This is a genomic window from Streptomyces sp. Tu 2975 (assembly GCF_009832925.1).
GTDB lineage: Bacteria > Actinomycetota > Actinomycetes > Streptomycetales > Streptomycetaceae > Streptomyces.
The window spans coordinates 3,862,859-3,887,813 of sequence record NZ_CP047140.1 but is presented as its reverse complement, the minus strand read 5'-3'; the positions used below and the strand labels follow the sequence as shown (position 1 = coordinate 3,887,813).

Below are 24,955 nucleotides of genomic sequence, written 5' to 3'. Positions count from 1 at the left end.
ACGTCCGGAAGGAGGGACGTCGATGAGCACGAAGGACTTCGTCGAGAAGGACTACTACAAGGTTCTCGGCGTCCCCAAGGACGCCACAGAGGCCGAGATCAAGAAGGCGTACCGGAAACTCGCCCGCGAGTTCCACCCGGACGCCAACAAGGGTGACGCGCAGGCAGAGGAGCGCTTCAAGGAGATCTCCGAGGCCAACGACATCCTCGGCGACCCGAAGCGGCGCAAGGAGTACGACGACGCCCGCGCCCTGTTCGGCAACGGCGGCTTCCGCGCTCCGGGCGCCGGCGGTCCCGGCGGCACCTTCAACTTCGACCTGGGCGACCTCTTCGGGGGCGCCCCGGGCGGCGGCCAGGCCGGCGGCTTCGGCGGCGGCCTCGGGGACGTGTTCGGCGGCCTGTTCAACCGCGGCGCCGGCCCGGGCACGCGCACCCAGCCACGCCGCGGCCAGGACATCGAGTCCGAGGTGACGCTCAGCTTCACCGAGGCGGTCGACGGGGCCACGGTCCCGCTGCGGATGTCCAGCTCGGCCGCGTGCAAGGCCTGCTCCGGCACCGGCGACAAGAACGGCACGCCCCGGGTGTGCCCGACCTGCGTGGGCACCGGCCAGGTCTCCCGCGGCGGCAGCGGTTCCTTCTCGCTGACCGACCCGTGCGTGGAGTGCAAGGGCCGCGGGCTCATCGCCCAGGACCCCTGCGACGTCTGCAAGGGCAGCGGACGGGCCCGCTCGTCGCGCACCATGCAGGTGCGCATCCCGGCGGGCGTCTCCGACGGGCAGCGGATCCGGCTGCGCGGCAAGGGCGCTCCCGGCGAGCGCGGTGGCCCGGCCGGCGACCTGTACGTCGTCGTCCACGTCGACGCGCACCCGGTCTTCGGCCGCAAGGACGACAACCTCACCGTCACGGTGCCGGTCTCCTTCACGGAGGCTGCGCTCGGCGGCGAGATCAGGGTGCCCACGCTCGGCGGCCCGCCGGTCACGCTGAAGCTGCCGGCCGGCACGCCCGCCGGACGCACCATGCGGGCCCGCGGCAAGGGCGCCGTCCGCAAGGACGGTACCCGCGGTGACCTGCTGGTGACCGTCGAGGTGGCCGTGCCGGGCGAGCTCGGTGACAAGGCCAGGGAAGCGCTGGAGGCCTACCGCGAAGCCACCGCGGACGAGGATCCGCGGGCGGAGTTGTTCCAGGCCGCGAAGGGAGCTTGATATGGACCGGTCGGGGCGCAGTCGCAACCCGTACGAACTGACCGACGAGTCGCCGGTGTACGTCATCTCGGTCGCCGCGCAGCTGTCGGGCCTGCATCCGCAGACCCTGCGGCAGTACGACCGACTGGGTCTCGTCTCGCCCGACCGAACGGCCGGCCGCGGCAGGCGCTACTCGGCCCGTGACATCGAACTGCTCCGTACGGTGCAGCAGTTGTCGCAGGACGAGGGCATCAACCTGGCAGGCATCAAGCGGATCATCGAACTGGAGAACCAGGTCGCGGCTCTGCAGCAGCGGGTCGCGGAGCTGTCGTCGGCCCTCGACGGCGCGGCGGCGGCGATGCAGCAGCGCGAGGCGCAGGTGCACGCCTCCTACCGGCGCGATCTCGTGCCGTACCAGGACGTCCAGCAGGCGAGCGCGCTGGTGGTCTGGCGGCCCAAGCGGCCGGAGTAGTGCGGCAGTCGTTGCGGAGTGCCGCGAAGGGCCGGAGAGCGGCAGCTCTCCGGCCCTTTTGCGTGCGGCGATCATGCGTCCTCGGCGGACGGGGGCAGCGGGTCGCTCACGCCGACGATGCCCGACTGAGCGAGCAGTGCACCGAGGTGGGTGCGGCTGGAAGCGCCGAGCGTCTGCATCAGCCGGGCAATGTGCGTGCGACAGGTCCGCACACTGACTCCCATGCGCCGGGCGACGATCTCGTCGGAATGGCCTGCGGCAAGCAACTGCCCGATGCGATGCACGTTCCGTACCGCCTCGCCGAGTGCCGCGTCGATCTGCGGCTTGCCCACGATGAGCGCGACGCCGCGGTCGCCGGGAACCGTGGCCAGAGCCGCCGGGCGCACGACCGTCGGATCGTTTAGAGGCACAGGCCGGGTTCGCCGAACAGGTGACCGCCGGAATTCCCAACCGGGACCAGGGGCGTTGGAGCACTCTCCTCGGCGTGACCGGCATTGCAGTGCTCGCCGTGACCGCCGGTCTCAGCGCCATGGCGGAATTCCTCCGCCATGGACGTGCGCTCGCTCCCCTGTCCGTCCTCACCGGCGGCCTGCGTGTCTTCCGTACCAGCGCGGCGTGGTCCGTCCTTACCCCACTTGCCCTGGCAGGTCTTGTCGGGAGCGTCGTCGCGGCCGGGCTTGCAACCCCGGTCAACGCGGACGGAGAGTCCTACATCACGCGTGAACTGCTGTGGTCGGCGGCGGGGATCGTCCTGATCGTCAGCATCCTCATGTGGCTGTGGGCAGCCACCGTCGCCGTTCGGCAAGCCCGCGCCTGGCGTCCGCGCGGTGACTGATCCCCCGGCAGCACAGGCGGCCCACAGGGTCCGGTTCAACCGGAGCTTGTACGGCTCCGCTCCGTGCAGTGCAACAACCCGACGATGGCGGCGGAGGATCGGCACGTTCGGGCACCCGGCTGCCTCCTGCTGCAGGGGCAGCAAGATGACCGTGGCGGTTCCACACCCCTGGGGGAGTCGTAGGGAGGATGGGCAGGGGCACGATCCGGACGCAGCGAGGTGTCAGTCGCGGGCATCGCCCTTGAAGTAGTCTTCGGACTCTCCCAGGATCCCGGACTTGGCAATGAGGTAGCCGAGTTGCGCACGGCTGCCGCTGCCGAGCGCGGCCGCAAGCTTGGCGATGTGGGCCCGGCAGGTACGGACGTTCATGCCGAGCCGACGGGCGATCGCCTCGTCCACATGGCCTTCGATGAGGAGCTTCGCGATGGAGCGCTGCACGCCGCTGATGCCGTGGGAGGCGGGGCCGTAGGGCACTTCCTCCATGAGCGGCACGGCACGCGCCCAGAGATGCTCGAACACCTTGGTGAGGTAGGCGACCAGGCCGGGGTGACGAAGCTCGAGGGCGACTTGGCGGTCGTCCCTGGCGGGGATGAAGGCGACCGCCTCGTCGCAGATGATGAGTCGCTCGATCAGTTCCTCGAGCGTACGGATCTCCATCTTGGTTCCGGCCATGCGCTCGACGTACGCGAAGGTGCGCTGACTGTGCCGGACCGTGTGCTGGTAGAGCGTGCGGACGCGGATGCCGTTGTCGATGAGCGGCTTGCTGCGGTCGAGGGCCTTGCTCAGGTTGTGCTCACTCCGGCCGCCGCCGGGCTGTACGGTCAGGACTTCCGTCTGGCTCTCGGCGATCGCCACGTCGAGCGCGGCGTCGATGCGATCGAAACCTTCGAGCACCGTGATGGCGTGGGTGGTGGGAGGCTTCTGGGTGCTTATGGTCATGAAGGGCTCGAACGTGTCCGTGAGTTCCACCGAGAACCGCCTGCGGTCCTGGATCTCCCGTTCGATGGGGTGCAGGCGCTGCGCCAGGGCGGACGAAGGCGGGACCGGCCGGAGCCAGTTGGGGTCGTCCGGATCGGGGTGGAGCAGCGCGAACTCCAGCAGGCAGGGGGCGGGATCGACCTCGACACGTGCGACGCGTCCGGTGGTCAAGGCGCTGGCGTAGAGACGCGCTCCCTCGTCACAGAGTTCGGTGACGAGATGAGGATGTGTCGGTTTCGTGTGCTTTTTTGACAAATCTCCACCCCCCAGGGTCCTGTACGTACAGGAACATGATGCATCGCTCCTGTGGCTTGACATGCCCTAATGAGCCATCGTCTTGTTGCGCGGGGGAATGGAAGTCATCAAGTGAGGACGAAGCCGACTATGTACAAGAGAATGCTTCGGTCAGTGCTTGCTACCGCGATAGCCGCTGCTGCGCTGATGATCGGGATATCGGGGAGCTCGGACGTCGGCTGGGGCCCCGCGCCCGGCAAGGCGAGGTCCGTCGCTGTGGAGGGGGCCGAGGGCGACGTCGGCTGGGGCGTCGCTCCTGTCGGGAAGACCGCCACCGCCGTCCAGCAGTCCGATGGCGACGTCGGATGGGGCAGTGTCGGCGCGGATGTGACGGCGTGACCGTTCCTCCGGACGACCGGGTCTTCCGGCGTGAGATGGCTACGGCCTACCGCTCCGGGTGGCACTTCATCGACCTCGTCACCGCGATCCCGCACCGTGGCGACTCGTTGATGGTCACCCTGTTCGGAGAGCCGATCGTCGTGGCGCGCGAGGAGGACGAGGACGTCCGTGCCTACCGCTGCCTGCGTCGGCCCCGAGGAGCACCTCAGCCTGTCCGCTGTGCCATCCGGTACGGCATGATTTTTGTCAATCTCGACCAGCGTGAGCAGCAGTTGGCCGAGTCCGACACCACTGCCACCCCCCGCAGTGCCTGAGCGATTCCCCCGTCGTTTCAAATCGCTCAGGTGCTTCCCCCACACAGCGGCGCCATCGTGGACCTGAAACACGATGGCGCCGTTGTGCTGCCCGGAAACATGTCCGGTGCCCGGCCGGGTTATGCCCGGCCCATCGCGCGGGTGAGCGCGATCTCGATGACCACCCGGTCCGGATTGGGGGCCGGGGTGCGTCCGTACCGCTCCGCGTAACGGCTCACCGCGTCCGCCACGGCCTCCGCCTCCGTGCGGATCGTCGCGATGCCCTCCAGCGTCGCCCAGCGGCCTCTGTCCACCTGGCAGACGGCGACCCGCGCCCCTTCCGGGCCGGCGGCGAGCACGTTCGCGACCTTGCGGCTGTGCTTGTTGGTGATCACCCGGGCGAAGCCGCCCTCGGGGTCGTAGGTGACCCCCACGGCGACGACGTGCGGAGTGCCGTCCGGCCGCGGTGTCGTCAGCGTGCACATGTGGTGATCACGCCAGAAGCTGAGGTAGGACGCGCCGGGGTCGCGGGGGTCGATGGCCATGTGGGGAACCTACCTCCGGGCCCTGCCGGGCAGTACCCTGAGTGGAATAGACTCAACTTTATACAGGTTGCTTGGGTCATAATTGAGGTAACCGCTCCATCGGCAAGGAGGAGATGCGCACGTGGACGCCGAGCTGACCAACAAGAGCCGGGACGCGATCAACGCCGCCACCAGCAGGGCGGTGTCCGGCGGACACCCGGACCTGACAGCGGCGCATCTGCTTCTGGCGCTGCTGGAGGGCGCGGACAACGAGAACATCACCGACCTGCTGGCCGCCGTCGACGCGGACCAGGCCGCCGTACGCTCCGGGGCGGAACGCGTCCTCGCGTCGCTGCCGAGCGTGGCCGGCTCCACGGTCGCCCCGCCCCAGCCCAACCGCGAACTGCTCGCCGTCATCGCCGACGCGTCGCAGCGCGCCAAGGAGCTCGGTGACGAGTACCTGTCCACCGAGCACCTGCTCATCGGCGTCGCGGCCAAGGGCGGCGCGGCCGGTGAGGTGCTGGACCGGCAGGGCGCCGGAGCCAAGGAACTGCTGGACGCTTTCGAGAAGGCAAGGGGAGGGCGCCGGGTGACCACACCCGACCCTGAGGGTCAGTACAAGGCGCTGGAGAAGTTCGGCACGGACTTCACCGCCGCGGCCCGCGAGGGCAGGCTCGACCCGGTCATCGGCCGGGACCAGGAGATCCGCCGCGTCGTGCAGGTCCTGTCGCGGCGCACGAAGAACAACCCGGTGCTCATCGGCGAGCCCGGCGTCGGCAAGACCGCCGTCGTGGAGGGCCTCGCCCAGCGGATCGTCAAGGGCGACGTGCCCGAGTCGCTGCGCAACAAGCGGCTGGTCGCGCTCGACCTCGGCGCGATGGTGGCGGGCGCCAAGTACCGCGGTGAGTTCGAGGAGCGGCTGAAGACCGTGCTGTCCGAGATCAAGGAGAGCAACGGCCAGATCATCACCTTCATCGACGAGCTGCACACCGTCGTCGGCGCGGGCGCCGGCGGCGACTCCGCCATGGACGCGGGCAACATGCTCAAGCCGATGCTGGCCCGCGGCGAGCTGCGGATGGTCGGCGCGACGACGCTCGACGAGTACCGCGAGCGGATCGAGAAGGACGCGGCCCTCGAGCGCCGCTTCCAGCAGGTGCTGGTCGCCGAGCCGTCGGTCGAGGACACGATCGCGATCCTGCGCGGGCTCAAGGGCCGCTACGAGGCCCACCACAAGGTGCAGATCAACGACAGCGCGCTCGTCGCCGCGGCAACCCTCTCCGACCGGTACATCACCTCCCGGTTCCTCCCCGACAAGGCCATCGACCTCGTCGACGAGTCCGCGTCGCGGCTCCGCATGGAGATCGACTCCTCGCCGGTCGAGATCGACGAGCTCCAGCGCGCCGTCGACCGGCTGCGGATGGAGGAACTGGCGCTCAACAACGAGTCCGACCCCGCCTCCAAGCAGCGTCTGGAGAAGCTGCGCAGGGACCTGGCCGACCGGGAGGAGGAGCTGCGCGGACTCACCGCCCGCTGGGAGAAGGAGAAGCAGGGCCTCAACCGCGTCGGTGAGCTGAAGGAACGCCTCGACGACCTGCGCGGACAGGCGGAACGCGCCCAGCGCGACGGCGACTTCGACACCGCCTCCAAGCTGCTCTACGGGGAGATCCCGGGCCTGGAGCGCGAGTTGGAGGAGGCGGCGCAGGCCGAGGCCGAGCAGGCCTCCAAGGACACGATGGTCAAGGAGGAGGTCGGCCCGGACGACATCGCCGACGTCGTGGGTTCCTGGACCGGCATCCCGGCCGGGCGCCTCCTCGAGGGCGAGACGCAGAAGCTGCTGCGCATGGAGCAGGAGCTGGGCCGCCGGCTGATCGGCCAGGCCGAGGCCGTGGAGGCGGTCTCCGACGCGGTGCGCCGGACGCGGGCGGGCATCGCCGACCCGGACCGGCCCACCGGTTCCTTCCTGTTCCTCGGCCCGACCGGTGTCGGCAAGACGGAGCTGGCGAAGGCGCTCGCGGACTTCCTCTTCGACGACGAGCGGGCGATGGTCCGCATCGACATGTCGGAGTACGGCGAGAAGCACAGCGTGGCCCGCCTGGTAGGCGCGCCTCCCGGCTACGTCGGCTACGAGGAGGGCGGCCAGCTCACCGAGGCCGTGCGCCGGCGCCCGTACAGCGTGGTGCTGCTGGACGAGGTGGAGAAGGCCCACCCGGAGGTCTTCGACATCCTGCTCCAGGTGCTCGACGACGGGCGGCTCACCGACGGCCAGGGCCGGACGGTGGACTTCCGCAACACCATCCTGATCCTGACCTCCAACCTCGGGTCGCAGTACCTGATGGAGCCCACGACCAGCGAGGAGCAGAAGAAGCAGCAGGTGCTGGAGGTCGTGCGGGCCTCCTTCAAGCCCGAGTTCCTCAACCGGCTCGACGACCTGGTGGTCTTCTCCGCCCTGTCCCAGGCGGAGCTGGAGCGCATCGCCGAGCTCCAGATCGGACGGCTGGCCAAGCGGCTGGCGGATCGCCGGCTGACGCTGGAGGTCACCCCGGAGGCGCTGGCCTGGCTCGCGGAGGAGGGCAACGACCCGGCGTACGGCGCGCGTCCGCTGCGGAGGCTGATCCAGACGGCGATCGGGGACCGGCTCGCGAAGGAGATCCTGGCGGGCGAGGTCAACGACGGCGACACCGTACGGGTGGACCGCTTCGAGGACGGCCTGATCGTGGGCGCGGCGACCTGACACCGCGGCGGCACGGCCGCACCGGCGGACGGGCAAGAGGGCGAGGGCGGTGCTCCCGTCCTCGTGCCCGTGGCCCGTCCTTGCCCGCCGCTGTTCACCCGGACGGCGGCGGGCCTGGCGCCCGAGCGGGAGATCTTGTCAGCCCGCAGCGGATCGCGGGTGGCGGGGCTTGCCAGCCCCCGCCGGGGATGGGAGAGGATGGCGGCATCCGTACGAAGGGAAATACACGGTGACCATCGACCCGTCCTCGATTCCGAATTTCGGGGGCCAGCCCAAGCCTCAGGCCGCAGGACCGGCGGGCCCCGTCGTTCCCGACCAGGATCTGGTGAAGCAGCTCCTCGACCAGATGGAGCTGAAGTACGTCGTCGACGACGAGGGTGACCTCGCGGCGCCGTGGGAGGACTTCCGCACGTACTTCATGTTCCGCGGCGAGGACGAGCAGCAGGTCTTCTCGGTGCGGACCTTCTACGACCGCCCGCACGCGGTCACCGAGAAGGCCAAGATCCTCGACGCCATCGACGACTGGAACCGCCGCACCCTGTGGCCGAAGGTGTACACCCACCTCCACGAGGAGGAGGGCGCCGAGCTTCCGACGATCCGCCTCATCGGTGAGGCGCAGATGCTCATCGGCACGGGCGTCAGCCTCGAGCACTTCGTCTCGTCCACGGTCAGCTGGGTGCGCGCCTCGATCGAGTTCGACAAGTGGCTCGCGGAGCAGTTCGGCCTGGCCGTCCCGGAGGAGGAGAAGCCGGCCGACGACGCCTGACGCGTCAGGCACATGTGAGGCCCGGCAGGTCCGCGATCCCTGTGATCGCCGGCCCGCCGGGCCTGCCGCGTTCTCAGGGCGCGAGGGACTTCAGCCGGGCCGCCGCCTCCTCGAGGACGTCCACCCGCTTGCAGAACGCGAACCGCACGAACGGCGCGCCTTCGTCGCGGTGGTCGTAGAAGACAGCGTTCGGGATGGCCACCACCCGCAGCGCTCCGGCAGCGCACGGCAGAACGCGAAGCCGTCCTCCTCGCCGAGCGGCCGGATGTCGGTGGTGACGAAGTACGTCCCGGCGGGGCGGTGCACCGCGAACCCGGCCGCGGACAGGCCTTCGCTCAGCAGATCGCGTTTGGCCCGCAGATCGTCGCGTAGGCCGTCGAAGTACGCGTCCGGGAGACGGAGCGCCTCGGCGATCGCGTACTGGAACGGGCCCGCCGAGACGTACGTCAGGAACTGCTTCGCCGAGCGGACCGTCGTGATCAGCTCGGGGGAGGCGGTGACCCAGCCGACCTTCCATCCGGTGAACGAGAACGTCTTGCCGGCGCTCGAGATCGTGACGGTGCGCCCGCGCATCCCCGGGAACGACGCCAGCGGCACATGCTCGCCGTCGAAGGCCAGGTGCTCGTAGACCTCGTCCGTGACCACGAGCAGGTCCCGTTCGACCGCGAGCTCGGCGATCGCGGCCAGCTCCGCGCGGGTCAGGACCGTGCCGGTGGGGTTGTGCGGCGTGTTGATCAGGAGCAGGCGGGTGCGGTCGGTGACCGCGTTCCGCAGCTCGTCCAGGTCGAGGCGGAAGGCGAACTCGTGCGGGCGCAGCGTCACGGGTACCCGTACGCCGCCCGCCATGGCGATGCTCGCCGCGTACGAGTCGTAGTACGGCTCCAGCGCGATCACCTCGTCGCCCGGCTCCACCAGCGCGAGCAGGGCGGCCGCGATCGCCTCCGTGGCGCCCGCCGTGACCAGGACCTCCGTGTCGGGGTCGTAGGTCAGGCCGTGGAAGCGCTGCTGGTGCTCCGCGATCGCGGTGCGCAGCTCAGGGACGCCCGGACCGGGCGGGTACTGGTTGCCGCGGCCGTCGCGCAGGGCCCGTACCGCCGCCTCCCTGATCTCCTCGGGGCCGTCGGTGTCGGGGAAGCCCTGGCCGAGATTGATCGAGCCGGTGCGCAGGGCCAGCGCCGACATCTCCGCGAAGATCGTGGTGCCGAACTCCGCCAGCCTGCGGTTGAGCAGCGGCCGGTGGCCCTCTTCGCCTGCTGTCCTGTGCGTCGTCATGGCGGTCATCCTGCGCGGAACCTCTGGAGTTGCTCAAGTCTGCTTTGGCTCCGAGTGGCCGAGGGCATCCCTTTGCCACGCAGGTAAGAGTCCCGCGGGTGCGGGAGAAGCGGTCACGCAGTGTCGCGGGGTCCCCCAGAGCCTTCGGTCTGGGAGGTAGCCCCATCGGGGGATCGAGAAGGACGGGGAGAATCATGATGTTTCTCGGGATCGCGCTGTTCGCTCTGGTCGTGTTCGCTGTGGCGGCGGCGTCCGGCGCGAGCCGCAGGAGCCGGCGTCGTCGTGGCAGTGGCGCGGCGGGCGGCGGTGGAGCGTGGTGGGGCGGCGGAGACGGGGGAGGTTCCGGAGCGTCGTGCAGCAGCAGCTCCTCGTGCGGCAGCAGCAGTTCGTCGTGCGGCGGGGGCGGGGGCGGGTGCGGCGGAGGCGGAGGCAGCTGACACGGGGCAGCTGGTCCGCGCATGTGAAGACGCCCGGCGGGTAGGCGGAAGTCGCCAACACCCCCCGGGCGTCTTCCTGTTGGAAGAAAGTCCGGAGGGTGTGTTGACTTCAACCGCTCGTGTTCCGTTGAACAGTTGAACCGATGAGCCCCCGAGGGGATGGAAACCACGCGAAGTTGGGTAAAAACGCTGTGGGCGACGTCCACTTCGTGGTTTTCTCACTGTCGGAACCTGTTGGATCCATCCAGCCCTCGGACCTCACATGGACCGAAGCAGGCCACCCCTCACACGTCTTGCGCACCCTTCCGGAGTGCCAGGTCCACGCGTCCACCTGCCGAAGCGCGCTTGCGGAGCCGACCCATGCTCACGACCATCGATACCGCCTATACCGACACCCGTGCCGACGACCTCGCCTGGGCGCTCGGCCGGGAGCCGCTCCCCGCCCTGGCCGTCCTCGATCTCGAACTGTCCGGCTCCAAACTGCAGTTGCGGCTGCTGGGTGCCTCCCACCAAGTGCTGCTCGAGGAGAAGCAGGGCACTTGTTCGGAGACCGTCGCCTGCATCCCCGGCAGCAGCACACCGCTGCCCCTCGGGGTGGCGAAGCGGCTCGGCGACTGGGAGTACGAGTTCGCGGCCCGGGTCGAGACGCTCTCCCATCGCTCGTTCGCGGGACGGGCCCAGGAGTTGCTGGCCCTCGTCGCGGACCATCCCCACGGTCTCGCCGGCACGTTCCCCGGCTCCCCCCATGCCTTCACCGCGATGGTGGCCCAGAGCGGCGAGGGGCAGGCGCGGTGGCGCACTTGGCATGCCTACCCGCAGGAGGGCCGGCTCGTGGTCACGCGTACGCGCGTCGGCTTTGCGCCGGACGGGTCGAGCCGGCGGAGCATGCGCCACCCCGATCGCCACGCCGAGCCGTCCCGGCTGTAGTCGACACCTGTGGGTGACACACCGTGTGACGGCTGTGACGTAGCGTGTCGAGGATGATCGACCGGCCGCAGACCTCGCCGCCCCACGACATGGTGCTGCCCGTGCGTCCCGAGTCCGGCCGCCATCTCGTTCTCGCCGCGGTCTTCGTCTGCGCGGCCTGCGGCCTGGTCTACGAGCTCGAACTCGTCGCCCTCGCCACGTATCTGATCGGGGACTCGGTCACCCAGGCGTCCGTGATCCTGTCCGTGATGGTGTTCGCGATGGGCATCGGATCACTGCTCGCGAAGCGGATGCGATGCCGGGCCGCCGTGGGCTTCGGACTGCTGGAAGCGGCACTGGCACTGGTCGGCGGCAGTTCGGCGATGGTGCTCTACGCGTCCTTCGCCTGGTTCGGCGGGTCCGGGGTGCCGCTGGTGATCTTCAGCCTGACCATCGGGGTCCTGATCGGCGCGGAGATACCGCTGCTGATGTCGCTGATCCAGCGCATCTCCCGGCGTGACGCGGAGGGCACCGTCGCCGATCTGTTCGCGGCGGACTACGTGGGGGCGCTCGTCGGCGGGTTGGCGTTCCCGTTCCTGCTGCTGCCGTGGCTCGGTGAACTGACCGGGGCGCTGGTGACGGGCGCTGTCAACGCCGTGGCCGGCGGGGCGGTGGTGCTGTGGCTGTTCCGCCGTGACCTCACACCGCGCTGGCGGACCAGGCTGCTCACCATCAACGTCCTCGTGCTGGCGGTGCTGGCGGGCGCCACCGTCATGGTCGACGACTTCGAGCGGGCGGCCCGCCGGGCGGTCTACGGCGCCGATGTGCGGGTCGCCGTGCGCACCGGGGTCCAGGAGGTGGTGGTCACCGGCGGGCCGTCCCGGCCGCCGGACCTCTTCCTGAACGGCCGACTGAAGGTGCGGGGCCAGGACGAGCACCGCTACCACGAAGCGCTCGTCCACCCCGCCATGCGCGGTCAGCACGAGCGGGTGCTGGTCCTCGGCGGCGGCGACGGGCTGGCGGCACGCGAAGTCCTGCGGTACGCCGATGTACGGGTGCTGACCGTCGTCGAGCTGGACCCCGGAGTAGTCGAACTGGCCCGCAGCGATCCGGCGCTCACAGATCTGAACGACCACGCGTACGACGACCCACGGACGCGGGTCGTCACGGCGGACGCCTTCTCCTGGTTGCGTGAGCACCAGGGCGCGACGTACGACGTGATCGTCTCCGACCTGCCCGACCCGGGCATCACCGCGAGCACCAAGCTCTACTCCCTGGAGTTCTACGGGCTGGCCCGCCGGGTCCTGGCGGACGGCGGTCGGCTCGTGGTCCACGCGGGGCCGACCGCGCGGCCCCGTACGTACTGGACGGTCGACACGACCTTGCGGGCGGCCGGCTTCGGCACCACCGCCTACCGGGTCCGCGGGGCGGAGACCGGTGCGGCGGGCGGCCCGGCGCGGTTCAGGGCGGGAGCGGACGCGACCACCGACTGGGGACTGCTGATCGCTGCCGAGGGCCGCGCACCCCGGCTCGGGATCGGCGCGGACGCACCACGGCTCCGCTCCGAGGTCGAGGACACGCTCACGCAGGACACGTTCGCGGCGGAGAGGACCCGGCTGACGGGTCTGGTGCCCTCGACGCTGGTCCACCCCCGCTTCACGCGCTGACGGTCATCGTCGCGGACCGGGCCCGGGGCGGCCGTCGGCGAGGCGGGCGAGGACGCGGACGTCACGGGCGCGCGTGGGAAAGGCAGACGTGGCGGGCCGTGCTGAGTAGGCTCGGCTTCCATGGAGCATGAGGTGTTCGTCCCGGTACCGGCTGAGACCCTCCGACGCGCGCTGCGGGACCCCGCCCGGGTCGCCCGCTGCGTCCCTGGGCTCCAGCAGGACGCAGACGAGGCGGCGGGCCCCTTGGCCGGTCGGCTCAAGGTCAGAGTCGCCGGCCACACCATCACCTACCGAGGCGCGCTGCGCATCACGGAGCAGGACGACGAGCGGGGCGGCGCCTTCGCCGTCGAGGGCGAGGGCGCGGAGGCACGCGGCGGCGGCTCGGTGAAGGTCACGCTGACGATCCGTCCCGCGCCGACCGACGGCGGCACGACGATGACGTTCAACGGCTCCGCGCGTGCCGAGGGCCGGCTGGCCGACCTCGCGGCCGGTGCGAAGGTGTCGGCGGCCCACCGCCTTCTGGACCGTTTCGCGGAAGCGCTGGCCGCGGCCGCCTTCGAGGACCCGCAGCCGGGCGACGGTGCTGCTCCGGCACCGGAACCTCAGGAAGCAGCCGGTGAGACGGCCGACCGCCCTGCGGCGGCCGCCGGGCACGACGCCCAGGACGCGACCGGTGCGGATGACGCGCCCGACGCAGGCGGCTCGGTCTTCGACGCACCCGTACCTCCGCCGTCGCTCGGTACCGACGCCGACAACGAGTTCGAGGACCTCGACGAGGTCGACGGCGCGGACGACCTGGTCGGCGGGGACGACCTGGACGGTGTGGACGACATCGACGGCATCGAGGAACTCGACGATCTGTCCGGCCTGCCGGACGAGATGCCCGCAGAGGCCGCCCACGCACGGCGCACCATGATCGGCCGCAGTGCCGAGGAGGTCGACCACGCCCCGCCGCGTGGCCGCTACGCACCTGCCCCCGCTCCCGACGCCTCCTCCGCAGGGGCCACCCTGCGGTGGCTTGCACCCGCCGCGGCCCTCGCACTGGCGTCGGCCGTCGTGGTCGGCAGGGCGCTGCGCCGCCGTAGGTGACACGCCGTAATGTCGGGGTGTGAGTAGCGAACAGAGCATCCGGCTGGCCGCCGGTGACGTCGAGTTGACCGTGCATCCGGAAAACGGCTGCCGCATCGGAAGCCTGCGCATCGGCGGCACCGAAGTGCTGCGACAGGGTGAGCGGTACGGCTCGTTCCCGATGGTGCCGTGGTGCGGCCGCACGCGGGACGGGCAGTTCAGCAACGGCGGGGTACCGCACCAACTGCCGCTCAACGCCCCGCCGCACGCCATTCACGGCACCGGCCGGGACACCGTCTGGCGTACCGCACGGGCGGGCGCGAGCGAGGCCGCCTTCACCTACGACCTCGCCGACCCGTGGCCGTACACGGGGCGCGTCACCCAGACGTTCGAGCTGGCGGAGGACTCCGTCACCCTCAGGATGGGCGTGGAGACGTACGGGACGTCGTTCCCCGCGCAGGCGGGCTGGCACCCCTGGTTCCTGCGCGACCTGGGGGACGGGGGCGAGGACGTACGGATCGACGTGACGCCCGAGTGGCAGGAGGAGCGCGGTGAGGACCACCTGCCGACCGGCAAGCGCATCACGCCGCTCCCGGGTCCGTGGGACGACTGCTTCGGCATGCCCGACGGCGTCGACGTCACGCTGACCTGGCCGGGCCGGCTGGAACTGATCGTCCGCAGCCCGGCGGAGTGGGTCGTGATCTACGACGAGCAGGCCGAGGCGGTCTGTGTCGAGCCGCAGTCCGGCCCGCCGAACGGTCTCAACACGCACCCGCAACTCGTCACCCCGATCGAGCCGCTGGAGATCGCGACGACCTGGAGCTGGCGGCGGCTCTGAGCCGGGGGACCGGCGCCCTTAAGCTGAGCCCCATGACTGACGTGCGTGCTGAGCTGCTCCAGCAGATCAAGGACAAGGCCGTGGTGCACGGCAAGGTGACCCTCTCCTCGGGCATCGAGGCCGACTGGTACATCGATCTGCGCCGGATCACGCTGGACGGCGAGGCCGCGCCGATGGTCGGTCAGGTGATGCTCGACGCCACCGCCGCCCTGGACTACGACTGCGTGGGCGGTCTGACGCTGGGCGCCGACCCGGTGGCCACGTCGATGCTGCACGCCTCCGCCGCGCGCGGTAAGCGGCTGGACGCGTTCGTCGTCCGCAAGGCGGGCAAGGCGCACGGCATGCAGCGCCGGATCGAGGGCACGGACGTGAAGGGCCGGCGCTGCCTGGTCGTGGAGGACGTGTCGACCACCGGCGGGTCCCCGCTGACCGCCGTGGAGGCGGTCAGGGAGGCCGGCGGCGAGGTCGTCGCGGTGGCCGTGATCGTGGAGCGCGGCGCCGCCCCCAAGATCGCGGAAGCGGGTCTGACGTACATCAACGCGTATTCGCTCGATGAGCTCGGTCTCGCCTGATCATGGCGTGAGCTGCGGATATTCCGAGGGGCGTGCTGTTTCACGTGAAACAGCACGCCCCTTCGCCATGCAGGCGGGGCAGGCGGGGTGGACCCACGGCGGGAGTCTGGAAAGATAGGCCGCGACGATGACGTCGCCCAAGGTCAGGGCACTGGGTTCACCGGGGGACGCACCCCGGGCCCCCGTACCACATACCCGCACATCACAAGGAGCGGACATATGCCCATCGCGACTCCCGAGGTCTACAACGAGATGCTTGACCGGGCGAAGGCAGGCAAGTTTGCCTACCCCGCCATCAACGTGACCTCGTCCCAGACCCTGCACGCCGCACTGCGTGGCTTCGCGGAGGCCGAGAGCGACGGCATCATCCAGATTTCCACCGGCGGTGCCGAGTTCCTGGGTGGCCAGTACAGCAAGGACATGGTCACCGGCGCCGTCGCCCTGGCCGAGTTCGCGCACATCGTCGCCGCCAAGTACGACATCACCGTCGCGCTGCACACCGACCACTGCCCGAAGGACAAGCTGGACGGCTATGTACGTCCGCTGCTCGACATCTCCGCCGAGCGCGTGAAGGCCGGACGCAACCCGCTGTTCCAGTCCCACATGTGGGACGGCTCGGCCGAGACCCTCGCCGACAACCTGGCCATCGGCCAGGAGCTGCTGGCGCAGGCCGCCGCCGCGAAGATCATCCTCGAGGTCGAGATCACCCCGACCGGCGGCGAGGAGGACGGCGTCTCGCACGAGATCAACGACGAGCTCTACACCACCGTCGACGACGCGCTCCGCACCGCCGAGGCCCTGGGCCTGGGCGAGAAGGGCCGCTACCTGCTGGCCGCGTCCTTCGGCAACGTGCACGGCGTCTACAAGCCGGGCAACGTCGTCCTCCGCCCCGAGCTTCTGAAGGACCTCCAGGCGGGTGTCTCCGCCCAGTACGGCAAGGCCGACCCGTTCGACTTCGTCTTCCACGGCGGCTCCGGCTCGACCGCGGAGGAGATCGCCACGGCTCTGGAGAACGGCGTCGTGAAGATGAACCTCGACACCGACACCCAGTACGCCTTCACGCGTCCGGTGGCGGACCACATGTTCAAGAACTACGACGGCGTCCTGAAGGTCGACGGCGAGGTCGGCTCCAAGAAGACCTACGACCCGCGCACCTGGGGCAAGCTGGCCGAGGCCGGCATGGCCACCCGTGTCACGGAGGCCTGCGCGGCCCTGCGCTCCACCGGCACCAAGATCAAGTAAGCATCCGCCTCACCACGGGCCCGGTACCCCCTCGCGGGCGCCGGGCCCGTGGTGTGTCCACAGGGGAGGGGAATCGTGAGCTTCGACTTCGACGCGGTCGTCGACCGCCGGGGCACCTGGAGCGTGCAGTGGGACGGTGTCGCCGCCCGGTTCGGCACCGGCGGCCTGTTGCCCTTCACCATCTCCGACATGGACTTCGCTTCCCCTCCCGTGGTCCTCGACGCCCTCCGTGACCGGGTCGCGCACGGCGTCTTCGGCTACACCGACTGGCGGAACGAGGACTTCCTCTCCGCGATCCGTCACTGGTTCGCCGTGCGGTACGGCACGGAGATCGACACCGACCGCGTCGTGTACGCGCCCTCCGTGCTCAACCAGCTCTCCCAGCTGCTGCGGATGTGGACCGGACCAGGCGACGGCGTGGTCGTACACGCCCCCACGTACGACGGTTTCATCAAGGCGGTCACCGGTCTGGGCCGTGATCTGCGCGGAGTGCCCGTCGGGGACGACGAGGCACTGGAACGCCAGCTCGCCCGGCCCGACAGCAAGGTCCTGGTGCTCTGCTCGCCCCACAACCCCACCGGCAGGGTGTGGACGCACGACGAACTCACCCGGACCGCCGAGCTGGCCGCACGGCACGGCGTCGCGGTCGTCAGCGACGAGATCCACGCCGACTTCGTACGCGACGGAGTGCACCTGCCCTGGACCCGCTACGGCACCGGTCGCTGGGCCCTGATCACCTCCGGTACCAAGGCGTTCAACTTCCCCGCCCTGAGCGGCTCGTACGGCATCGTCGGCGACCCTGCCGACCATGCCGAGTTCGTACGCCGGATGGAGACCGGCGAGGGTCTCGCGTCGCCCGCCGTGCTGTCGCTGACCGCCCACATCGCCGCCTACCTCCGGGGCGGACCGTGGCTGGACGACCTCAACACCTATGTGGCCGGCAATCTGCGGATGCTCGCCGACCGGCTCGACGCGGCGTTCCCGCAGCTCGGCTGGGAACCGCCGCAGGCCGGCTACCTCGCCTGGATCGACCTTCGCCCGCTCGGCATCGGCTCCCGCACCGCGGACGCGGTGCTCCAGCGTGAGCTGGTGGAACGGGAGAAGGTCGCGATCATGCCGGGGGCGGTCTACGGGTGCGAGGGCTTCGTCCGTCTGAACGTCGGCTGCCCGCGCAGCAAGGCGGAACGCGGCGCGGACGCCCTCATCCGGGCCCTCGGCCGCGTCACCTGACGCCCCCGGGGACCCGCAGGCGCCGGGCCGGGGCACGGCTCTTCGGGTCGTAGCGTCGCGAAGCGGCTGCGATGATCCCCGTATGGGCACGAGTCCGGGGGACATCAGGCTGACATCCGCCACCGGCCGCTGGGTGGTCCTGACGACCGTCCTCGGGTCCGGCATGGCACTGCTCGACTCCACCGTCGTCAACGTCGCACTGCCCCGCATCGGCAGGGACCTCGACGCCGACCTGGGCGTCCTCCAATGGACCGTCAACGCCTACATGCTGACGCTGGCGGCGCTGATCCTGCTCGGCGGGGCACTCGGCGACCGTTACGGACGCCGCCGGATCTTCGTCCTCGGCGTGGTCTGGTTCGCCCTCGGCTCCCTGCTCTGCGGGATCGCACCCAGCGGAGGCGTGCTGGTCGCCGCGCGCGCCCTCCAGGGCATCGGAGGGGCCCTGCTCACCCCGGGATCGCTGGCCCTCATCCAGGCGAGCTTCCATCCCGACGACCGGTCGCGGGCCGTGGGCCTGTGGTCGGGGCTCGGCGGCGTCGGCGCGGCGATCGGCCCCTTCGTCGGCGGCTGGCTGGTCGACGGGCCGGGCTGGCGCTGGGTGTTCCTGCTCAACGTGCCGTTGGCCGTCCTGTGCGTACCGGTGGCGCTGCGCCACGTACCGGAGTCCCGCGACCCGAGGGCGACCGGCCGGTTCGACGTCCTGGGCGCTGTCCTGTGCGCGGTGGCGCTCGGGCTCGTGACCTACGCCCTCATCGACGAGACGGTGTGGGCTGGGCTCGCCGGCGCGTGCGTGGGAGCCGTGTTCGTGCTGGTCGAGCAGCGTACGGCGGAGCCGATGCTGCCGCTGTCCCTCTTTCGGATCCGCCAGTTCACCGCCGTGAACCTGGTGACGCTCTGCGTGTACGCCGCCTTCGGCGGCTTCTTCTTCCTTGTCGCGCTCCAGCTCCAGGTCGTGGCCGGATACTCGGCCCTCGGCGCGGGCGCGGCACTGCTGCCGACCACCCTGCTGATGCTGCTGCTGTCCGCCCGCTCCGGGGAGCTGGGTGATCGCATCGGCCCGCGTATCCCGCTCACGGCCGGCCCGCTGCTCTGCGCCGTCGGCATGATGCTGACGCTCAGGGTCGGCGAGGACGCGTCCTACCTCGTCGATGTGCTGCCCGCCATGCTGGTCATGGGCCTGGGCATGGTCACGCTGGTCGCCCCGCTGACCTCGACCGTCCTCGCGTCCGTGGAGACCGGCCGGGCCGGCATCGCGAGCGGCATCAACAACGCGGCGGCCCGTGCCGCGGGCCTGATCGCGGTGGCCGCCCTGCCGCTGCTCGCCGGCATGGGCCCCGAGGCGTACCGCTCGGCGACGGCGTTCGACGAGGCGTTCCGGCTCGCGATCCCGATGTGCGCGGGGATCCTGGTGGCCGGGGCGCTGATCGCCTGGGGGACGGTGCGGGTGCCGCCGAAGGGCGCGGACGTGTGCCGTCCGGAGTGCAAGGTCAACTGCGGGGTCACCGCGCCGCCGCTCGAGCCGCAGGCGGAACAGAGGCGCTGAGCCGCCCTCGGACCCGTCGCGGTCGTCCTTCGGCCGGTGGCCACGGAACGCTGCCCGACCTGTGAGACTGGGGGCCATGTCGATCCACGAGAACCTGCTCGGGGGACCTCCCCCGACCCATCTGCCCGACGAGCCCGGCCCGCGTGAGCTCCTGGCCGGCGGTACCTCCGCCGCCGAGGTCGCGGCGCAGTACCCGACCAGCTCGCTCGCCTGGGCGCAGCTGGCCGACGACGCCTTCGAGCGGGGCAGCGTCGTCGAGTCGTACGCCTACGCGCGCACCGGCTACCACCGCGGCCTCGACGCGCTGCGCCGCAGCGGATGGAAGGGCCACGGTCCGGTGCCGTGGGAGCACGAGCCCAACCGCGGCTTCCTTCGCGCACTGAGCGCCCTGGCCCGTGCCGCCGGGGCGATCGGCGAGAAGGAGGAGCACGAGCGCTGCACCACGTTCCTGCGCGACTCCTCGCAGACCGCTGCGGAGACGCTGGGCTGAACCGTCACGGCAGGGGGCCTGCCCCGCCGTGACCGGTTCCGCGGGGCGGCGACCTGGAACCCGGGTCGCCGCCCCGCGGCCGGTACGATCACACACACTGCCGATTCACGGATCACAGCCGGTGAGAGGCCCCGACCTTCCTCTCCCCCCAACACCGGCCGAAACAGGGGAGAGGTCTGTCTTGGGCCAGCGTGCCGCCGCCCGCAACGGGCGCAGCCGCAGACGGAGCCGCCGCACCTCGGGCCGACGCCGTCCGACCGGACCGATACTTCTGCTGGGCGTCTGCCTCGCCTTCATGTCGGTGGGCGCCGGTGCCGCCCTCGCGCACTGGAGGGGCGGACCGCCCCCGCCGAGGCGGCCGACCGGACCGACGTCACGCCGCTGATGTCGCAGGACCCCGCACCGGAACCCTCGACCTCACCCTCGCCGGTGCGCAGCCCCAGCAGTTCGCCGAAGCCGAAGCCCAAGCCGTCGCCGTCCCCCTCCGCCAAGAGCGAGCCGCCGAGCGTGCCGGCGTCGGGGCCGGGCACGTTCACCGTCGCCCGGTCGTCAGGGACGGCGGCCGGCACCGGCACGCTGCGCCGTTACAAGGTGGAGGTCGAGGACGGCGTCGACGTGTCCGCCCAGCAGGCGGCCGCCGAGATCCAGCAGATCCTGGCCCATCCGCGCGGCTGGGCCGCGAACGGCCGCGGCCGCTTCCAGCTGGTGTCGTCGAACGCCGACTTCGTGATCAGGATCGCCACACCGGCCACCGCGGACAAGCTCTGTCTCGCCGTGGGCCTGAACACCGGGGGTGAGCTGAACTGCGAGACCACCGAGGGCGTCGTGGTGAACCTGCGGCGCTGGCTGCTGGGCTCCCCGACGTTCGCCGGCACGCCCGCCGAGTACCGGCACCTGATCATCAACCACGAGGTCGGGCACGAGATCGGCATCCGTCAGCACATGGGCTGTCCCGGCCCCGGCGAACCCGCCCCGGTGATGATGCAGCAGATCAAGGGCCTGAACGGCTGCGTCTCCAATGCGTGGCCCTACGACGACGACGGGACATATCTCTCCGGACCGCCGGTGTGACCCTCGGCTTATGATGCGAGTGGGGACCGGGGCCCACACCGAACAGGAAGGGGCGGACCGCTACCCGGATGTCGAGGAGACAGCAATGTCACATGACTCCGCCCCGAATCTGGACTTCGCGGGCACCACGCCGTACGAGGACTACGTCCAGGCGGACGTCCTCACCCACCTCCAGCATCCGCGGTCGGACGACCCGGGCGAGATGGTCTTCCTGGTCACCACCCAGGTCATGGAGCTGTGGTTCACGGTCGTCGTCCACGAGTGGGAGACCGCCGCACGCGCCCTGCGCGAGGACCGGATCCCCGTGGCGATGGACGCGCTGAAGCGGTCGCTACGGGAGCTGGAGGCCCTGAACGCCTCCTGGAAGCCCATCGCCAACCTGACGCCCGCGCAGTTCAACGCCTACCGCGACGCCCTCGGTGAGGGTTCCGGCTTCCAGTCGGCGATGTACCGGCGGATGGAGTTCCTGCTGGGGGACAAGTCCGCCTCCATGCTGGTGCCGCACCGGGGCGCCCCCCGCGTCCACGCGGAACTGGAGAAGGCCCTGCACGAGCCGAGCCTGTACGACGAGGTGCTGCGGCTCCTCGCCCGCCGCGGGTACGCGGTGCCGGCCGAGGTGCTGGAGCGCGACCTGGCTCAGAAGTACGAGCCCTCGGAGGCCGTCGAGCAGGTCTGGGCCGAGGTCTACGGCGGCAATGACCAGGACACCGAACTGGTGCGGCTGGGCGAGGCGTTGACGGACGTCGGCGAGCTGGTGTGGCGATGGCGTAACGACCACCTGGTGGCGACCCGGCGGGCCATGGGCTCGAAGGTCGGCACAGGAGGCTCCGCCGGTGTCGCGTGGCTCGAGAAGCGTGCCCGCAAGAACGTCTTCCCCGAGCTGTGGACGGCGCGCAGCCATGTCTGAGTCCCTGGCCCAGCGGGCCGCGGCGCTCGACGCCGCAGACGAACTGGCCGGTGCCCGGAAGCTGTTCGCCCTCGACGAGGCGGTCTACCTCGACGGCAACTCGCTCGGCGCGCTGCCCGCGCACGTCCCCGACCGCGTCGCCGATGTGGTGAACCGGCAATGGGGGCAGCTGCGCATCCGTTCCTGGACGGAAGGAGACTGGTGGAGCGCGCCCGAGCGGATCGGAGACCGGATCGCGCCGCTGGTCGGCGCGGCGCGCGGGCAGATCGTGGTCGGCGACTCCACGAGCGTCAACGTCTTCAAGGCCGTCGTGGGCGCCGTACGGCTGAACGACGACCCGGCACGGACGGACATCCTCGTCGACGCGACGACGTTCCCGACGGACGGGTACATAGCGTCGTCGGCGGCCAGGATGACCGGTCGCCGTATCGTTCCCGTCGACCCGGCCGACCTGACGTCGGCACTCGGCCCCACCACGGCGGCGGCGCTCGTCAATCACGTCGACTACCGCTCCGGCCGGCTGCACGACCTGCCCGGCCTCACGGCGGCCGTCCACGACGCGGGGCCCTCGCGGTCTGGGACCTGTGCCACAGCGCGGGCGCCCTGCCGGTGGGACTCGACGCGCACGGCGTCGACCTGGCCGTCGGCTGCACCTACAAGTACCTGAACGGCGGCCCCGGTTCGCCCGCGTACCTGTACGTCGCCGAGCGCCACCAGGCGTCCTTCGACTCGCCGCTGCCCGGCTGGACGTCGCACGCCGACCCGTTCGCGATGACGCCCGGCTTCGAGGCGGCCGACGGGTCGACCCGCGGTCGGGTGGGCACACCGGACATCCTGTCCATGCTGGCCCTCGAAGCGGCGCTCGAGGTCTGGGACGGGATCGCAATCGAGGCGGTCAGGGCGAAGAGCCTGGCGCTGACGGACTTCTTCCTGGAGTGCGTCGACGCCTACGCCCCGGCGGGACGGGTCACGTCCCTGACACCCGTGGAGCACGCCGAGCGCGGGAGTCAGGTGGCGCTGCGGTGCGAGGACGCGCCGCGGGTCATGGAGACCCTGACGGCCAGGGGCGTCGTCGGCGACCTGCGCCGCCCGGACGTCCTGCGCTTCGGCTTCACACCGCTGTACGTGGGCTTCGCCGACACGGAGCGCGCGGCGCGCGTCCTGGCGGAGGTCCTCGCCGACTGAGCCCGGTCCGCCCCGGGGGGCGCCACGTCCCCCGGGGCGGACCCGGCCGTCGGACCCGCCGGGGGCGGACCGGGTTGTCCGAGCCGCCGGGGGCGGACCCGGTTGTCCGAGCCGCCGCGGGCGGGGCGCCGCCGCCCGTGGGCGAAGCTGGTAGCGTCCGCGCTGGTCAGGTGGAACAGGCCACCCCCACGGGACTGTTGGAGCAGCACATGCCGGACCCCGTCGCCCGTGACGCCGCCGAGGAGGCGTCGGCGATGTCGCATCCTGCCGTCGCGCCGGACGTATCCGTCGCATACGGGGAGCACCCCGACCAGGTCGTCGACTTCTACGCCCCGCGCAGCGGGCACGCCACCGTGCCGTTGGTCGTCGTGCTGCACGGCGGCGCCTGGCGGGCGCCGTACGACCGGCGGCATGTGACGCCGTTCGCCGACTTCCTGGCGCGCCGCGGACTCGCCGTCGCCAACGTGGAGTACCGCCGCGGACGGGAGATCCCGGGCCAGCGCGGGGACGGGCCGGTCGCCGGACGGTGGCCGGAGACGTTCGACGACGTGGCCGCCGCGATGGACGCCCTGCCGGACCTGGCGCGGCAGGCACTGCCGCAGGCCGACCCGCGACGGACCGTCGTGACCGGGCACTCCGCCGGCGGCCACCTCGCGCTGTGGGCCGCCGCACGGCACGTCCTGCCCGCCGGCTCGCCGTGGCGGCTGGCCGCGCCGCCGCCGCTGCGCGGTGTCGTCGCCCTGGCCCCGATCGCCGATTTCGACGCGGCCGTGGAACTGGCCGTGTGCGGCGGTGCCGTACGGCAACTGCTGGGCGGCGAGGCGCAGTACGACGAGCGTGCCCCGCACGGCGATCCCGCCGTCCTGCTGCCGACCGGCATCGCGACGGTCGTGGTGCAGGGCCGCACGGACGTCGTCGTGCCGCCGGCCGTCGCGGAGGCGTTCGTGGACGCGGCGGCGAAGGCGGGCGAGACCGTCGGATGGACGCTGCTCGAAGAGGTCGGGCACTTCCCGCTGATCGACCCGGCGGCCGACGCGTGCGCCGTGGTCGCCGAGGAGATCGCTCAACTGGCCTGGTGAGCGCGTGAGAAGAGCCTGACGGGCTCGTTGAACTTTGCGGACAGAAGCTGACCGCAAGGGTTCGTACGTTCTTCCCATGACGAATCTCGTGACCGGAGCAACCGGAACAGTAGGCCGCCAGGTGGTCGCGGAGCTTCTCCGCCGTGGAAAGCCCGTCCGTGCCCTGACCCGCGACCCCGCGAAGGCCGACCTCCCCGACGGCGTCGAGGTCGTGCGGGGCGACCTCACCGATGCCGAGACGCTGGCCCCCGCCCTGGAGGGCGTCACCGGCCTGCACCTGATCACCTTCGGCGGCCCGTACTTCGCGCCGCTGGAGACCGGCCCGCGGATCCTTCAGCTGGCGAAGGCGGCCGGTGTGCGGCGGATCACCGTGCTGCACGGCGGCGGCCCGAGCCTCCTGGAGGACGCGGTCCGGAACAGCGACGTCGCCTGGACGGTGCTGATGCCGGTGGAGTTCATGGCGAACGCCCTGGAGTGGGCCGACGGCATCCGCGCCGACGGCGAGGTGCGCGAACCGTTCGCCGGCAGGCTCAGCGCCATGGTCCACGAGGCCGACATCGGCGCGGTCGCGGCGGTCGCCCTCACCGAGGACGGCCACGCGGGCCAGGAGTACGTGATCACCGGCCCCCAGGTGCTGACGCTGGAGGACAAGGTCGACGCGCTCGCCGCCGCCCGGGGCGGGAAGATCCGGCTCGTCGAACTGAGCGAGCAGCAGGCGGTCGAGCAGTGGAAGGCGGCAGGGCAGCCGGAGGACGTCATCGGCTTCCTGCTGGAGGCGTACGGCAACACACCGCCCGTCGGCCGTACCGTCGTCGACACCGTGGAGAAGGTCACCGGGCGACCGGCCCGGACCTTCGCCGAGTGGTCCGAGGAGCACGCGGACACCTTCCGGAGCTGACACGGCACCGGTACGGGCAGGGCCCCTGGGCGGCCCTGCCCGTACCCGTGCCGGACGCGCTCCTCCCGAGACGGGCCCCGTTCGTCCCGCCGGTCACTGAAACCCCGGCCCCACCAGGTAGTACTCAAGGCGGACGCC

The 24,955-nt window shown here is 71.1% G+C and carries 22 protein-coding genes and 3 pseudogenes; 21 read left to right on the top strand and 4 right to left on the bottom strand.

Annotated features, from left to right (window positions below):
- Positions 1-22 precede the first annotated feature (22 nt).
- Both dnaJ and GLX30_RS17105 read left to right on the top strand, forming a co-directional pair.
- On the top strand, positions 23-1,201 hold the full coding sequence (gene dnaJ / locus GLX30_RS17110; protein ID WP_159689464.1) for a molecular chaperone DnaJ: 1,179 nt from the start codon (positions 23-25) through the stop codon (positions 1,199-1,201).
- A 1-nt stretch (position 1,202) separates the two neighbouring features.
- Positions 1,203-1,652 carry a helix-turn-helix domain-containing protein gene (locus GLX30_RS17105; protein WP_005314561.1) on the top strand — a complete coding sequence of 150 codons (450 nt, stop codon included), beginning with the start codon at positions 1,203-1,205 and terminating at the stop codon, positions 1,650-1,652.
- Between the two features lie 71 nt (positions 1,653-1,723).
- On the opposite strand, the pseudogene GLX30_RS17100 reads toward GLX30_RS17105, so the two are convergent.
- A pseudogene (locus GLX30_RS17100) lies at positions 1,724-1,921 on the bottom strand (helix-turn-helix transcriptional regulator); the annotation flags it as partial.
- A 215-nt stretch (positions 1,922-2,136) separates the two neighbouring features.
- On the opposite strand from GLX30_RS17100, the gene GLX30_RS17095 reads away from it, so the two are divergent.
- Positions 2,137-2,487: a hypothetical protein gene (locus GLX30_RS17095; protein WP_159689461.1), complete on the top strand. Its 351-nt coding sequence runs from the start codon at positions 2,137-2,139 to the stop codon at positions 2,485-2,487.
- A 222-nt stretch (positions 2,488-2,709) separates the two neighbouring features.
- Here the strand turns inward: GLX30_RS17095 and GLX30_RS17090 are convergent, their stop codons facing one another.
- Positions 2,710-3,720, bottom strand: coding sequence for a helix-turn-helix transcriptional regulator (locus GLX30_RS17090; RefSeq protein WP_159689458.1), 1,011 nt, complete (start codon positions 3,718-3,720; stop codon positions 2,710-2,712).
- Positions 3,721-3,873: 153 nt separating this feature from the next.
- Here GLX30_RS17090 and GLX30_RS17085 point away from each other — a divergent pair, with 153 nt between their 5' ends.
- Both GLX30_RS17085 and GLX30_RS17080 read left to right on the top strand, forming a co-directional pair.
- Positions 3,874-4,098: a hypothetical protein gene (locus GLX30_RS17085; protein ID WP_167306772.1), complete on the top strand. Its 225-nt coding sequence runs from the start codon at positions 3,874-3,876 to the stop codon at positions 4,096-4,098.
- Positions 4,095-4,412 (top strand): (2Fe-2S)-binding protein, encoded by a 318-nt coding sequence (locus GLX30_RS17080; protein WP_159689453.1) that lies wholly within the window; start codon positions 4,095-4,097, stop codon positions 4,410-4,412. The genes GLX30_RS17085 and GLX30_RS17080 overlap by 4 nt, the downstream gene beginning before the upstream one ends.
- Positions 4,413-4,531: 119 nt before the next feature.
- Here the strand turns inward: GLX30_RS17080 and GLX30_RS17075 are convergent, their stop codons facing one another.
- Positions 4,532-4,936, bottom strand: a complete 405-nt coding sequence (locus GLX30_RS17075; protein ID WP_159689450.1) for a TIGR03618 family F420-dependent PPOX class oxidoreductase — start codon at positions 4,934-4,936, stop codon at positions 4,532-4,534.
- A gap of 121 nt (positions 4,937-5,057) precedes the next feature.
- Between GLX30_RS17075 and clpB the strand changes: the two genes are divergently transcribed.
- Positions 5,058-7,646 carry an ATP-dependent chaperone ClpB gene (gene clpB, locus GLX30_RS17070; protein WP_159689446.1) on the top strand — a complete coding sequence of 863 codons (2,589 nt, stop codon included), beginning with the start codon at positions 5,058-5,060 and terminating at the stop codon, positions 7,644-7,646.
- Between the two features lie 229 nt (positions 7,647-7,875).
- A complete protein-coding gene (locus GLX30_RS17065) occupies positions 7,876-8,412 on the top strand; it encodes a YbjN domain-containing protein (RefSeq protein ID WP_005314553.1) in 537 nt (178 codons plus the stop codon).
- A gap of 73 nt (positions 8,413-8,485) precedes the next feature.
- Here the strand turns inward: GLX30_RS17065 and GLX30_RS17060 are convergent.
- Positions 8,486-9,684 (bottom strand): annotated as a pseudogene (locus GLX30_RS17060) (pyridoxal phosphate-dependent aminotransferase).
- 797 nt (positions 9,685-10,481) lie between these two features.
- Between GLX30_RS17060 and GLX30_RS17055 the strand changes: the two are divergent.
- The 14 genes and pseudogenes from GLX30_RS17055 to GLX30_RS16990 all read left to right on the top strand — a co-directional run bounded on the left by GLX30_RS17055 (position 10,482) and on the right by GLX30_RS16990 (position 24,817).
- Positions 10,482-11,048 carry a DUF2617 family protein gene (locus tag GLX30_RS17055; RefSeq protein WP_159689442.1) on the top strand — a complete coding sequence of 189 codons (567 nt, stop codon included), beginning with the start codon at positions 10,482-10,484 and terminating at the stop codon, positions 11,046-11,048.
- A gap of 53 nt (positions 11,049-11,101) precedes the next feature.
- A complete protein-coding gene (locus GLX30_RS17050) occupies positions 11,102-12,694 on the top strand; it encodes a polyamine aminopropyltransferase (protein WP_159689438.1) in 1,593 nt (530 codons plus the stop codon).
- A 120-nt stretch (positions 12,695-12,814) separates the two neighbouring features.
- Positions 12,815-13,783 carry an SRPBCC family protein gene (locus GLX30_RS17045; RefSeq protein WP_159689435.1) on the top strand — a complete coding sequence of 323 codons (969 nt, stop codon included), beginning with the start codon at positions 12,815-12,817 and terminating at the stop codon, positions 13,781-13,783.
- A 19-nt stretch (positions 13,784-13,802) separates the two neighbouring features.
- Positions 13,803-14,600, top strand: coding sequence for an aldose 1-epimerase (locus GLX30_RS17040; RefSeq protein WP_159689431.1), 798 nt, complete (start codon positions 13,803-13,805; stop codon positions 14,598-14,600).
- A 32-nt stretch (positions 14,601-14,632) separates the two neighbouring features.
- Positions 14,633-15,172 (top strand): orotate phosphoribosyltransferase, encoded by a 540-nt coding sequence (gene pyrE / locus GLX30_RS17035; RefSeq protein WP_159689426.1) that lies wholly within the window; start codon positions 14,633-14,635, stop codon positions 15,170-15,172.
- Positions 15,173-15,391: 219 nt separating this feature from the next.
- A complete protein-coding gene (fbaA, locus tag GLX30_RS17030) occupies positions 15,392-16,414 on the top strand; it encodes a class II fructose-bisphosphate aldolase (RefSeq protein ID WP_159689423.1) in 1,023 nt (340 codons plus the stop codon).
- A 75-nt stretch (positions 16,415-16,489) separates the two neighbouring features.
- Positions 16,490-17,644 (top strand): aminotransferase class I/II-fold pyridoxal phosphate-dependent enzyme, encoded by a 1,155-nt coding sequence (locus tag GLX30_RS17025; RefSeq protein ID WP_244258194.1) that lies wholly within the window; start codon positions 16,490-16,492, stop codon positions 17,642-17,644.
- A gap of 82 nt (positions 17,645-17,726) precedes the next feature.
- Complete coding sequence (locus tag GLX30_RS17020) at positions 17,727-19,187, top strand: MFS transporter (protein WP_159689415.1); 1,461 nt, start codon at positions 17,727-17,729, stop codon at positions 19,185-19,187.
- Positions 19,188-19,263: 76 nt separating this feature from the next.
- Positions 19,264-19,677, top strand: coding sequence for a DUF3151 domain-containing protein (locus tag GLX30_RS17015; RefSeq protein ID WP_159689410.1), 414 nt, complete (start codon positions 19,264-19,266; stop codon positions 19,675-19,677).
- 429 nt (positions 19,678-20,106) lie between these two features.
- On the top strand, positions 20,107-20,748 hold the full coding sequence (locus GLX30_RS17010; protein ID WP_244258193.1) for a DUF3152 domain-containing protein: 642 nt from the start codon (positions 20,107-20,109) through the stop codon (positions 20,746-20,748).
- An 85-nt stretch (positions 20,749-20,833) separates the two neighbouring features.
- The gene (gene kynA / locus GLX30_RS17005) at positions 20,834-21,655 is read left to right on the top strand and encodes a tryptophan 2,3-dioxygenase (RefSeq protein ID WP_159689405.1); all 822 of its coding nucleotides are present in this window, start codon (positions 20,834-20,836) and stop codon (positions 21,653-21,655) included.
- Positions 21,648-22,840, top strand: a pseudogene (gene kynU / locus GLX30_RS17000) (kynureninase). Before kynA ends, kynU begins: the two are co-directional and overlap by 8 nt.
- A gap of 209 nt (positions 22,841-23,049) precedes the next feature.
- A complete protein-coding gene (locus tag GLX30_RS16995; RefSeq protein ID WP_159695086.1) occupies positions 23,050-23,919 on the top strand; it encodes an alpha/beta hydrolase in 870 nt (289 codons plus the stop codon).
- A 76-nt stretch (positions 23,920-23,995) separates the two neighbouring features.
- Entirely contained in the window at positions 23,996-24,817 is an 822-nt protein-coding gene (locus tag GLX30_RS16990; RefSeq protein WP_159689401.1) for an NAD(P)H-binding protein, read from the top strand.
- Positions 24,818-24,955: the final 138 nt, after the last annotated feature.